A 12,290-nucleotide genomic window follows, 5' to 3' on the forward strand; every position below is an offset into this window, starting at 1 on the left:
ACTCGGTGGGTTTTCTTTTTAATGAGGTGCTTACGTTTTGATGAAAGATATGACAAAAGGAAATCCAACAAAATTAATTTTTTATTTTGCTATGCCAATGCTACTTGGTAATTTAGTTCAGCAACTTTATATTATGATTGATGCTGTAATTGTAGGGAAATTTGTTAGCGTTGACGCCCTCGCAGCAGTTGGTGCAACTGGCGCTATCAATTTTTTTATGATTTCCCTTATTATTGGTTTAATGAGTGGGATTGCTGTAGTTGTTGCACAATATTTTGGATTTCAAGATTACAATAAATTAAAAGATGTGATTGCAACGGCTTCTATTGCTGTCATTTGGGCAGGAATTTTTTTCACTATAATTGGAGTGCTCCTTGCAAAACCGTTACTACTTCTACTGCGTACCCCAGAAAATATACTAAATGATGCTAATATTTTTCTAACAACACTCTTCATCGGCATTTTGCCAATGAGTTTGTATAACGGGGTTTCGTCAATTTTACGGGCGCTTGGAAATTCCATTACTCCCCTACTCTTTCTTATTTTTTCCTCACTCATGAATATCTTTCTCGACTTTGTTTTTGTTGTCTGGATGGATTACGGAGTGCAAGGTGCAGCGTGGGCTACTGTTTTATCACAAGTTATCGCAGCAGTACTTTGCGTATATTACGCTTATAAACATGTGCCATATATGCGCATTCAGCGAGATCGTTTTAAAATACATAAACCACTTTTGCGGGAAATGATTCGTATAGGTTTACCTTCAGGGCTTCAAGGGGCTTTCATCTCCATCGGAAATATGGCAATTCAAAGTCTAATAAACGGCTTTGGAGCGACTGTTGTTGCCGCCTACACTGCTGCCAGCCGAATTGACTCCCTCACCTACCAACCAGGAATTGCGTTCGGCGCAGCCTCCTCCACATTTGCTGCACAAAACGTTGGAGCCGGCAAATTAGACCGCGTGAAAAAAGGTTTTTGGTCGGGTATTAAAGTTGTCACTATAACAAGTTTAGCTATCACACTCATTGTGCAGCTTTTCGCAAAACAGTTTTTACTTCTTTTTGTAGACGGAAAAGAAAAAGAAGTGATTGAGATTGGTATGGGATATTTACTAATCGTGTCCTTATTTTATGTTGTTGTGGGGATATTATTTGTTGTACGCGAAACGCTTCGTGGTACTGGTGATGCACTTGTACCACTAATGATGGGCATTTTCGAACTTGTATCAAGACTAATCATCGGCTTTGCCCTTTCTAAAGTTATGGGATATGAAGGTTTATGGTGGGCGACTCCAGTTGCGTGGGTCACTGCAACAACACTTGGACTTTGGCGTTATAAGTCAGGTGCTTGGCAAAAAAAGGCTGTGATTCGAAAAAAATAGAAAAACTAAAAAAAACGTCACAGAAGGCGTTTTTTTTAGTTTTTAAGAAAATAATATCCCCCCACTAGAAATAATAAAAAAAGCTATAATTGTGTTATATGAAAATAAACTTTGTAATTATGGCTAAAGTTTAGTAAAATAGAAAGGTAGAGATAAAAAAGATTGGGTGTGAAAATTTGGCTAATATAATAACAATCGATCGTGAATTTGTGACACTCGGGCAGCTACTACAAATGCTTGATGTTGTAAGTACAGGTGGTATGGCAAAAGCTTTTTTAAGTGAACATCCGATTTATATCAATGGTGAGCAGGATAATAGACGTGGCAGAAAGCTTAGAAATGGCGATGTTGTACTTATTCCGGGAACTGGAAAAGTAAAAATTGAACAGGCGCTGTAATGGTGTGAAAAGATGCATTTAGAAAATATAGTCTTACGAAATTTTCGAAATTATGATGAGCTAATGCTTGATTTTGATTCATCTGTCAATGTTTTTCTTGGCGAAAATGCACAAGGAAAAACAAATTTACTTGAAGCCATTTTAATTTTAGCCCTAGCAAAATCGCATCGAACAACGAATGATAAAGATTTTATTAAATGGGATTCTGATGCGGCAAAAATTGAAGGTCGAATCATGAAGCATGGTCAAAGCGTGCCTCTTGAACTTACTATTTCTCAAAAAGGAAAGAAAGCAAAAGTTAATCATTTGGAACAAAAAAAATTGAGCCAATATGTAGGCAATTTAAACGTGGTCATGTTTGCGCCCGAAGATTTATCGCTTGTAAAAGGTGCACCAGGCGTTAGACGTCGATTTTTAAATATGGAAATTGGTCAGATGCAGCCTGTTTATTTGCACGATTTAAGTGTGTATCAGCGAATTTTACAGCAACGTAACCAATTTTTAAAACTCGCCCAAATGAAGAAAAAATACGATGCTGTCATGCTAGATATTTTAACGGAGCAATTTGCAGAAGTGGCAGTTCGCCTGACTGAACGGCGTGATGCGTTTATTCAAAAACTAGAAAGTTATGCCGCACCCATTCATCATGATATTTCTAGGGGAATTGAAACGCTTAAAATCAGTTATGAACCTTCAGTGTCGCTTGTTGAAAATGGAGATTCCATCTCAGCTTTACTCGAAAAAATGAAAACGATTCGGCAGAGAGAAATCGACCGAGGTGTAACGCTTATTGGACCACATCGGGATGATTCTCTATTTTATGTTAATGGGCAAAATGTTCAAGTTTTTGGTTCCCAGGGACAGCAAAGAACGACAGCGTTATCTATTAAACTTGCTGAAATTGATTTAATTCATGAAGAAACAAACGAGTATCCTTTGCTTTTACTAGATGATGTTTTGAGTGAACTTGATGATTTTAGACAATCTCACTTATTAAATGCGATTGCTGGTAAGGTTCAAACTTTTGTTACAACAACTAGTGTTAGTGGGATTAATCATGAAACACTCACGAAAGCAACAACATATATGGTTGAAAATGGGCACATTAAAAAATCCTGATTAGTAGGTTGATATAATTTTAGAAATAAAGAAAGTGCGGTGGAACTTAAATGTCAGAAGAAAATATTTCAAATGTACAAGAAAATGCATCTGATTATAGCGATGATCAAATTCAAGTATTAGAAGGCTTAGAGGCAGTTCGAAAACGTCCAGGTATGTATATTGGTTCAACAAGTCAACGCGGTTTACATCATCTTGTTTGGGAGATTGTTGATAATTCAATTGATGAGGCTCTTGCTGGATTTTGTACAGAAATTGAAGTCACGATTGAAAGCGATAATAGTATTACGGTAAAAGATAATGGTCGTGGTATGCCAACTGGTATTAATGAAAAAGTCGGCCGTCCTACTGTAGAAGTCATTTTCACTGTTCTTCATGCGGGAGGTAAATTTGGCGGTGGTGGATATAAAGTTTCTGGTGGTTTACATGGTGTTGGTGCATCTGTTGTAAATGCCCTATCCACAAGCTTAGAAGTTTTCGTTCATCGTGACGGTAAAAAATTCTATCAACGTTTTGAACGCGGTAATGTTGCAATGGATATGGAAAATCAGGGGGAAACAGATTATCGTGGAACAATTGTTCATTTCACGCCTGATCCTGAAATTTTCACTGAAACAGTAGAGTTTGATTATGAAACACTGCGTACACGTATACGTGAATTAGCCTTTTTAAATCGAGGTTTGAAAATCTCAATTGAAGATAAACGTTCAGAACATGAAATAAAAAATGAATATCATTATGAAGGCGGAATTAAATCCTATGTAGAGCATTTAAATCGTGCAAAAGAAGTTATCCATGAAGAACCTATTTACATTGAAGGTGAACGTGATGGCATTATGGTTGAAGTTTCCATGCAGTACAATACAGGCTTCTCAAGCTCGATTATTTCATTTGCAAACAATATTCATACCTACGAAGGTGGAACGCACGAATCCGGCTTTAAAACCGCATTAACACGTGTTATTAATGATTATGCAAGACGAAATAAATTGTTTAAAGAGAGCGACGAAAACCTGTCTGGTGAGGATGTCCGCGAGGGTCTTACTGCAATTATTTCCGTTAAACACCCAGATCCACAATTTGAAGGACAAACGAAAACCAAATTAGGTAATTCAGAAGCACGTTCGATTACTGATAAATTATTTTCGGAAGCACTTAATAAATTTATGATGGAAAACCCTGATGTAAGTAAGAAAATGGTTGAAAAAGGTGTTATGGCCGCTCGGGCTCGCCTTGCTGCTAAACGCGCACGTGAAGTAGCACGCAAGAAAAGTGGGCTTGAAATTTCAAGTTTACCAGGTAAACTTGCGGATTGTTCTTCTAGAAACCCTGAAATTAGCGAACTTTATATCGTTGAGGGTGATTCTGCTGGTGGCTCAGCAAAACAAGGTCGCGACCGATTATTCCAAGCTATTCTACCAATTCGTGGAAAAATCTTAAACGTTGAAAAAGCGCGTTTAGATAAAATTTTAGCTAACGAGGAAATTAGAACAATTTTTACAGCAATGGGAACTGGTTTTGGTGGAGATTTTGATGTATCCAAATCGAGATATCACAAACTTATTATTATGACCGATGCCGATGTGGATGGTGCACACATTCGTACCCTTCTGCTTACACTGTTCTATCGTTATATGCGCCCGCTTGTTGATGCTGGTTACATTTATATCGCTCAACCCCCTCTTTTCCAAATAAAGCACGGTAAACAAGTGGAATATGTTTATTCTGATAAACAACTAGAAGACTACTTGGCTGATTTAGATGGCGAAAAATATAGCATTCAACGTTATAAAGGTCTTGGAGAAATGAATCCTGAACAATTATGGGAAACAACGATGAATCCAGAAAACCGGACGTTATTACAAGTAAGTATTAACGATGCGATCGATGCAGATGAAACGTTTGAAATGTTGATGGGTGATCGTGTTGAGCCAAGACGTAAATTTATTGAAGAGAATGCACAATACGTTAAAAATCTAGATATTTAAATTATTTCCCGGGAAATAATTTAAAATGAGCTTGATAAACGGAAAGGGAGGTTTCGCTTAAAATGGCAGAAACACCGAATCAAAGAATAACTGAAGTGAATCTAAATAAAGAAATGCGAACATCGTTTCTCGACTATGCGATGAGTGTTATTGTGGCACGTGCACTTCCTGATGTTCGTGACGGATTGAAACCCGTTCATCGTCGTATTTTATATGCGATGAATGATTTAGGAATGACTTCTGACAAAGCATATAAAAAATCGGCGCGTATCGTCGGTGAAGTAATTGGTAAGTACCATCCACACGGTGATACAGCTGTGTATTTTACAATGGTTCGTATGGCACAAGATTTTAGTTATCGTAACATGCTTGTAGATGGGCATGGAAACTTTGGATCTGTCGATGGTGATATGGCAGCAGCAATGCGTTATACAGAAGCTAGAATGTCTAAAATTTCAATGGAATTATTAAGAGATATTAATAAAGACACAATTGACTATGTTGATAATTATGATGGTTCGGAAAAGGAACCGGTTATTTTGCCGGCTCGTTTCCCTAACTTACTTGTGAATGGTTCTTCTGGTATTGCAGTTGGGATGGCTACAAATATTCCAACCCATCATCTTGGCGAAGTTATTGATGGTGTATTAGCGCTTAGTCATGATCCAGAAATAACAATTCGTGATTTAATGGAACATATTCCAGGGCCTGACTTCCCTACTGCTGGTATGATTATGGGGCGCAGTGGCATTCGTCGTGCTTATGAAACTGGTCGTGGTTCTATCACTGTTCGTGCCCGCGTTGATATTGAAACAAAAACGAATGGAAAAGAAACCATTGTTATTACTGAACTTCCGTATCAAGTAAATAAAGCTCGCTTAATTGAACGGATTGCAGAATTAGCACGCGAAAAGAAAATTGACGGGATTACAGATTTAAATGATGAGTCTGACCGTTCTGGTATGCGCATTGTGATTGAAGTTCGTCGCGATATTAGCGCAAGTGTTATTGTTAATAATCTATATAAGATGACGGCTTTACAAACAACATTTGGTATCAATATGTTAGCCCTTGTTGATAATCATCCTAAAGTTTTAAACTTAAAAGAAATTTTATATTACTATTTAGAACATCAAAAAGTTGTTATTCGCCGTCGCACGGAATTTGAACTCCGTAAAGCAGAAGCACGTGCCCACATTTTAGAAGGTTTGCGAATTGCGCTTGATAATATTGATGCAGTTATTCAGCTCATTCGTAGTTCTAAAACGACTGAAGCGGCAAAAGAAGGTTTGATGACGCAATTTAGCCTTTCAGATAAACAAGCACAAGCCATTTTAGATATGCGTTTACAACGTTTGACTGGTTTAGAACGCGAAAAAATTGAAGAAGAATATCAAAATTTAATTGCTCTAATTACAGATTTAAAAGCGATTTTAGCGGATGAAGAACGTATTTTAGAAATTATTCGTGAGGAATTAGAAGAAATTAAATTGAAATATGCGGATAAACGTCGTACGGAAATTCTAACGGGTGACTTAGTTAGCATTGAAGATGAGGATTTAATCCCAGAGGAAGAAGTTGCTGTGACACTAACAAAACGCGGTTATATTAAGCGTCTACCGCTTTCTACGTATCGCAGTCAACGTCGTGGTGGTCGTGGTGTCCAAGGAATGTCTACACACGAAGATGATTTTGTAGAACATCTTGTGGCAACGAGCACGCATGATACGTTACTTTTCTTTACAAACACAGGGAAAGTTTACCGGGCGAAAGGTTATGAAATTCCAGAATATGGTCGTACAGCAAAAGGTATTCCAATTATCAACTTACTTGGAATTGAAAGCCAAGAGCAAGTAAATGCAGTTATTAATTTAAGTGAGTTTACAGATGATAGCTATTTGTTCTTTACAACAAAACACGGTGTAGTAAAACGAACAACACTTTCGCAATTTGCTAAAATTCGTCAAAGTGGTCTTCGTGCAGTTGAGCTTCGTGAAAATGATGAACTTATTTCTGTTCAAATGACAAATGGTCAAAAAAATATGATTATCGCAACAAAAGATGGTCAATCAATTTATTTCCCAGAAAATAACATTCGTGTAATGGGCCGTACTGCTGCCGGAGTTCGTGGCATTCGTCTTCGTTCTGGTGATGAAGTTATTGGTATGGAAATTTTAGAAGATGATGAAAAAGTTCTTGTTGTCACAGAAAATGGTTACGGGAAGCAAACAGCAGCGGAACAATACCCACTACGTAATCGCGGTGGTATGGGTGTTAAAACGGTTTCTATCACTGAGAAAAATGGTCGATTAGTAGCGATGAAAACTGTAACAGGTGAAGAAGATATTATGCTTATGACCGTAAGCGGCGTATTGATTCGTTTCGAAGTTGATACCGTTTCTCAAACAGGACGGAGTGCTATGGGGGTTAAATTAATTCGTTTAGATGAGGACGAAAAAGTTGCCACAGTTGCAAAAGTTCCAAAAGAAGATGAAACTGAGGAAGAATTAGATGAGGACGACTCGCAAGTTTTAAAAACAGAAGTCCCAGATGAAAGTTTTGAAGAAGGTCCAAGCGATGACTTATAAAAAAGCTGATATGTTCTTAATTGTCTAGCGTAAGTTTATAGTTTTTTTTAAGCTAAGTTCCAAGTAAGTTCAACTTACTTGGAACTTTTTTTGTACAGATATTGAAAAAAAATTAATAAATGCTTATGATATTCAAGTAGAAAATTTATTTGGAAAGCAGGAAAAAAATATGCCGAAAAAGAAAGATGAAGCTCAAAATATTGAAATTTGGGCGGATCTTGTTCATATAAAAGATTTAGTATTAGCGACATTCATTTGTGTTGTTTTGACAATGGGCGGTTATTTTATTGCGCCTAATGAAGCACCACTACCCCTATTTTTCGGCCTAGGAGGAGCGATTGTAGGTTTTGTTATTTCGAGTTTGATTATTAAACCGAAGCGTACGCTGAAAGAAGTCGATGAAACGGAGGATGATGAAAAATGACCATTCAACTAGTCGTCGAAATGATTTTAGCGTCTATTTTAGCAGCTGGTATTTATACGATTATTGGTATCGCACCTGGAACTGACGAAACTGCTGTTTTAGCACCAGTTACACTTGCACTCGTTCTTTTAGGCGTTTCGCCGATGGTTGTGCTTGCTTTTTTTGTTTCAGCAGTTGTCACACTCAATTTGACCGATGCGGTTCCTGTAGCTGTTGCAGGGACTCCAGGCGGCGTAATGGCTTCTCCCATGGTTTCGTACGGTTTGACGCTTAAAAAAGCAGGACAATCTGTCGTAGGGATTCGTAAAATGGCTTCTGGCGCCGCTATTGGAACAATTATTGCGGTTCCTGTTAGCTTAGGTTTAGCCACACTACTCGCCCCACTTTCCGAAGTTATTACCAAATACGCCGCACCCGTCTTTTTTGTCGGAGCAATTTTCTTAGCACTTATGAGTAAAAATAAAATACTCTCGATTTTGGCTATCTTACCCTTCGGTTTATTAATTGAAGGACTACGCTATTTGTACTGGGGAATTGGTGCCATTCCAGAAGAAAAAACCGTTACAATTTCTTTCTTCCTCGGAATTACCATTGGTCCAATGATTTTCAGTATCATTTCGTTACTTAATAAAGAATATCGCGATTCCCTTCCCAAGCATTCAAAACGGGAAATTACGATTGCAAATGTGGAAAAGCAAAAAGGTTTTCCCAACCCGTTTAAAGTTCTAACAAAACAAGAATCATGGGCAACAATTGGGACGTCGCTTGCTGGGTGCTTTACGTTTTTCATGAGTCCTGTCGGGATGACCGTTTTATTCGGAGAAGGTGTTGTAAGTCGCGTAAAAGACCCAATTAAAAAAGCTAAAATTGCGTTAGCAAGCATGGAAGGTTTGGCGCATTCCACCTATTTGGCTGGTCTTTTGATTCCATTAATTGCGCTCGGAGTACCATTATCTCCAGTTGCGATTGGACCAGCAAACCCATTGTTTAATGCACCACCTGTCTTTACATTAGATCATAATATGTATCATATTTTGTCAATGTCAGAATTTACAATTGCGACGATTATCGGTTCTGTAGTAGGACTTGGACTAACATATTATGTTATCATGAAGTATTCCCAACAAATTTGTCGTTTTGTATTTAAATACATTCCACACGAAGCTATTTTAGGACTATTTATTGCGCTTGTGATGATGTTAAGTTATATGGACGGCGGTTTTATTAATATGGCGGGAGTTTTACTTGTAGCAATTGTATCAGGAGCGTTAAGCCGACTTGGTATTAATTTTGGTGTGCTCTTTATGACACTTTATGCAGCACCATGGATTGTTACAACGTTATTTTAATGTAGGAAGGAATGGAGCCGATTGGCGACTGAAAGTGCTACAGCAAAATTAATTTTATGTGGTGAACATGCTGTTGTTTACGGGGAACCAGCAATTTCAATTCCCTTCACGCAAGCTGTCATTCAAACCGAAGTAATAAAAACTGAAGAAGAGACTAAATTTTCATCTGCTTTTTACACAGGTGATTTAAAAAATATGCCTGATTTTTTAGAGGGAATTAAACAAATGGTAGTTACGATTTTAAAAAAATTAGAGGCTACCCCTGTTTTAATTCGTGTTTTAAGTGAAGTGCCAATTGGTCGCGGACTCGGCTCTAGTGCTGCAGTATCGACTAGTATCGCGCGCGCATTATATGCCTATTTCGGAAAAAAAATCTCTGATAGCGAATTGCTTCAGCTTGTCAATCAATCAGAAAAAATTGCCCATGGTAATCCGAGTGGTGTGGACGCGGTCACAGTCGTAACAGGTAAGCCAATTTGGTTTGAAAAAAATAAGACACTGGAGCCACTTCATTTTAAAAAGAAAATTCATTTAGTAGTCGCAGATACTGGTATTCCAAGTGAAACGCGCTCTGCTGTAAGTGATGTAGGCCAATTATTACAAGAAAATCCAAAAAAATATCGTTCATTTATTTCTAAACTTGGTAATATTTCCCGGGAAATAAGAGAACAACTTGAAAATAATCCTGATTTGAAAATCATTGGAGCGGAGATGAACAAGGCGCAAAACTTACTAGAGCAGCTGACAGTGAGTGATTCGAGTCTGGAAAAATTAATCCGTGTCGCCCTAAAAAACGGAGCTTTAGGCGCGAAACTAACGGGCGGTGGTCGCGGTGGCTGCATGATTTCTTTAGTTACAGATGCTAAGCAGGCAAAAAAAGTGGAACAAGCCCTGAAAAATGCAGGGGCAGCACAAGTTTGGATTTTTACGATTGGAGAAGGTAGTCATGAAAGCAACAGCGATAGCTCACACGAATATAGCGCTCATTAAATATTGGGGTAAACGCGATGAAAAACTGATTTTACCCGCAAATAGTAGCTTATCGATTACTTTGGATAAATTTTATACCGAGACGACAGTGGAATGGATGGAAGACGCAAAAAACGATTCATTTAGCTTAAACGGTCAAGTCAAACAAGACGCAAAAGTGGAGCAATTTTTAAATGTACTTCGTGCTGAATTTGATGTGCCTTACTTTGCGAAAATTGATTCGGTTAATCATGTTCCAACCGCCGCAGGACTCGCCTCATCCGCATCTGCATTTGCCGCACTTGCTGTAGCAAGTTCAAAAGCACTTGGTCGTCAAGATGACATGGCAAATTTATCTCGGCTTGCTAGGCGTGGTTCAGGTTCAGCGAGTCGCTCACTGTTCGGTGGTCTTGCAATTTGGCAAAAAGGTACGCGTTCTGATGGCCGCGATTCATTCGCAGTCCCGTTCCGTAGCGGCTTAACTAAAAAAATCGCTGTTGTGGTGGCCGTTGTATCTGATGAGGAAAAAGCTATTTCAAGTCGCGACGGAATGAAATCCACCGTTTTAACCTCACCATTTTTTAAAGAGTGGGTTCAGACGGCGGAAGAAGATTTACGCAACATTAAAAACGCGTTTTTATCCGAAAATTTTGTAGAAGTTGGCGAAACGCTCGAGCACAATGCTATGAAAATGCATGCAACAACTTTAGGTGCCAAGCCACCTTTTACGTATTTCAGTCCTGTTTCGATTTCCGTTATGGAGGAAGTTCGAAAACTCCGTGCTGATGGCATCCCAGCTTACTTTACAATGGATGCTGGACCAAATGTAAAAGTAATTTGTTTGCAAGAAAATGAAAACTTGGTGGCAGAGCGAGTGCAAAAATTCGTTAAGGATGTTCATATTTGTCATGCTGGTGAAGGAGCAAAGGTGATTCAAGTTGACTAAAATTCAAGTGAAAATTCCAGGTAAACTTTATATTGCGGGTGAATATGCAGTTGTAGAATCAGGTCACACCGCAGTTTTAACGGCAGTTGATAAATATATCACGCTAACCATTAAAGATGCCACAAAAAATCAACTGATTATTCCGCACTACAACGATGCAGTTTCGTGGCCACTCGGCGGAGAACTTAGGGCAGAAGGCGATCATTTTGCATTTACTGCACTGGCGATTAATACGGCTACGGCCTATTTAAAAATCAGAAAAATTGCTCTTTCGCCGATTAAAATTACAATTGAAACGGAACTTGTCAGTGATGACGGCATTAAATTCGGTTTAGGTTCCAGTGCTGCTGTTACAACGGCGATAATAACTGCCTTGATGGAAAAATTTGCGCCTGAAACAGAAATGTTAACCAAGTTTAAAATGGCTGCCTTATCTCACCTTGTTGTTCAAGGAAACGGTTCTTGTGGTGACATTGCATCGTGTTTATACGGCGGATTAATTGCGTATACAACTTTTGATCAGGAGTGGGTCAAAATGCATTTACCGTACAAATCACTTGCTTGGTTTTTGGCTAATCCGTGGCCGAAATTAAAAATTGAAAGACTCCCTAACTTTGAAATGCCATTTTTGGTAGGTTGGACGGGCAACCCCGTTAGCACTGGCCGTTTAGTTGCGGAAATCCAACTTTTCAAAGAAGAGCAACCCGAAAAATATGCTAATTTTCTAATTCAATCCGAAAAAGTGGTTCAAAAATTTTTAGTAGGTACCAAAGAACAAAATGAGAAAATAATGTTTCTTGCCCTTAAGGAAAATCGCGAAATTTTGCAGCAACTTGGTAATAATGCGGGTGTGAGTATTGAAACAAAATTACTTTCTGAGCTTGCTGATGTTGCGGAAAGTTTTTCGGGAGTGGGAAAATCTTCTGGTTCTGGTGGTGGTGATTGCGGGATTGCGTTAATTTCGAGTCAAGAATTAGCAGCTAAAGTGGCTTTAAAATGGACAAAAATAGGTATAAAGCCTCTGCCATTCCAAGTCGGTGAAGTTCAAGTTAAAAATATGGAGTAAGTAGACTTGTTTTAGGGAATAACCTATTAACAAGTCTTTTTTTTGTAGTTTGTGAAAAAAAT

10 protein-coding genes are annotated in these 12,290 nt (G+C 38.4%); all 10 read left to right on the top strand.

Annotated elements, in window-relative coordinates; translation table 11 throughout:
• Window positions 1–37: 37 nt before the first annotated feature.
• Window positions 38–1,381 carry an MATE family efflux transporter gene (locus R8923_RS09230; RefSeq protein ID WP_485872496.1) on the top strand — a complete coding sequence of 448 codons (1,344 nt, stop codon included), beginning with the start codon at window positions 38–40 and terminating at the stop codon, window positions 1,379–1,381.
• A gap of 233 nt (window positions 1,382–1,614) precedes the next feature.
• On the top strand, window positions 1,615–1,779 hold the full coding sequence (locus R8923_RS09235) for an RNA-binding S4 domain-containing protein (RefSeq protein WP_369821470.1): 165 nt from the start codon (window positions 1,615–1,617) through the stop codon (window positions 1,777–1,779).
• Between the two features lie 12 nt (window positions 1,780–1,791).
• Window positions 1,792–2,898, top strand: a complete 1,107-nt coding sequence (gene recF, locus R8923_RS09240; RefSeq protein ID WP_485872497.1) for a DNA replication/repair protein RecF — start codon at window positions 1,792–1,794, stop codon at window positions 2,896–2,898.
• Window positions 2,899–2,948: 50 nt separating this feature from the next.
• Entirely contained in the window at window positions 2,949–4,886 is a 1,938-nt protein-coding gene (gene gyrB / locus R8923_RS09245) for a DNA topoisomerase (ATP-hydrolyzing) subunit B (RefSeq protein ID WP_485872498.1), read from the top strand.
• A gap of 62 nt (window positions 4,887–4,948) precedes the next feature.
• On the top strand, window positions 4,949–7,474 hold the full coding sequence (gyrA, locus tag R8923_RS09250) for a DNA gyrase subunit A (RefSeq protein WP_485872499.1): 2,526 nt from the start codon (window positions 4,949–4,951) through the stop codon (window positions 7,472–7,474).
• Between the two features lie 169 nt (window positions 7,475–7,643).
• On the top strand, window positions 7,644–7,898 hold the full coding sequence (locus R8923_RS09255) for a hypothetical protein (RefSeq protein ID WP_485872500.1): 255 nt from the start codon (window positions 7,644–7,646) through the stop codon (window positions 7,896–7,898).
• The gene (locus tag R8923_RS09260; protein ID WP_485872501.1) at window positions 7,895–9,247 is read left to right on the top strand and encodes a tripartite tricarboxylate transporter permease; all 1,353 of its coding nucleotides are present in this window, start codon (window positions 7,895–7,897) and stop codon (window positions 9,245–9,247) included. The genes R8923_RS09255 and R8923_RS09260 overlap by 4 nt, the downstream gene beginning before the upstream one ends.
• Window positions 9,248–9,268: 21 nt before the next feature.
• The gene (gene mvk, locus R8923_RS09265) at window positions 9,269–10,237 is read left to right on the top strand and encodes a mevalonate kinase (RefSeq protein ID WP_485872502.1); all 969 of its coding nucleotides are present in this window, start codon (window positions 9,269–9,271) and stop codon (window positions 10,235–10,237) included.
• The gene (mvaD, locus tag R8923_RS09270; protein ID WP_485872503.1) at window positions 10,194–11,162 is read left to right on the top strand and encodes a diphosphomevalonate decarboxylase; all 969 of its coding nucleotides are present in this window, start codon (window positions 10,194–10,196) and stop codon (window positions 11,160–11,162) included. Before mvk ends, mvaD begins: the two co-directional genes overlap by 44 nt.
• Window positions 11,155–12,228 carry a phosphomevalonate kinase gene (locus tag R8923_RS09275; RefSeq protein WP_485872504.1) on the top strand — a complete coding sequence of 358 codons (1,074 nt, stop codon included), beginning with the start codon at window positions 11,155–11,157 and terminating at the stop codon, window positions 12,226–12,228. The genes mvaD and R8923_RS09275 overlap by 8 nt, the downstream gene beginning before the upstream one ends.
• Window positions 12,229–12,290: the final 62 nt, after the last annotated feature.

Origin of the sequence: Listeria tempestatis (genome assembly GCF_963575625.1) — a bacterium.
Taxonomy (GTDB): domain Bacteria; phylum Bacillota; class Bacilli; order Lactobacillales; family Listeriaceae; genus Listeria; species Listeria tempestatis.

What these genes read in the sequence shown, in the direction of transcription:
- R8923_RS09235 (WP_369821470.1), top strand. Translation starts at nt 1,615, where the DNA reads ATGCTTGATGTTGTAAGTACAGGTGGTATGGCAAAAGCTTTTTTAAGT.
- recF (WP_485872497.1), top strand. Translation starts at nt 1,792, where the DNA reads ATGCATTTAGAAAATATAGTCTTACGAAATTTTCGAAATTATGATGAG.
- gyrB (WP_485872498.1), top strand. Translation starts at nt 2,949, where the DNA reads ATGTCAGAAGAAAATATTTCAAATGTACAAGAAAATGCATCTGATTAT.
- gyrA (WP_485872499.1), top strand. Translation starts at nt 4,949, where the DNA reads ATGGCAGAAACACCGAATCAAAGAATAACTGAAGTGAATCTAAATAAA.
- R8923_RS09255 (WP_485872500.1), top strand. Translation starts at nt 7,644, where the DNA reads ATGCCGAAAAAGAAAGATGAAGCTCAAAATATTGAAATTTGGGCGGAT.
- R8923_RS09260 (WP_485872501.1), top strand. Translation starts at nt 7,895, where the DNA reads ATGACCATTCAACTAGTCGTCGAAATGATTTTAGCGTCTATTTTAGCA.
- mvaD (WP_485872503.1), top strand. Translation starts at nt 10,194, where the DNA reads ATGAAAGCAACAGCGATAGCTCACACGAATATAGCGCTCATTAAATAT.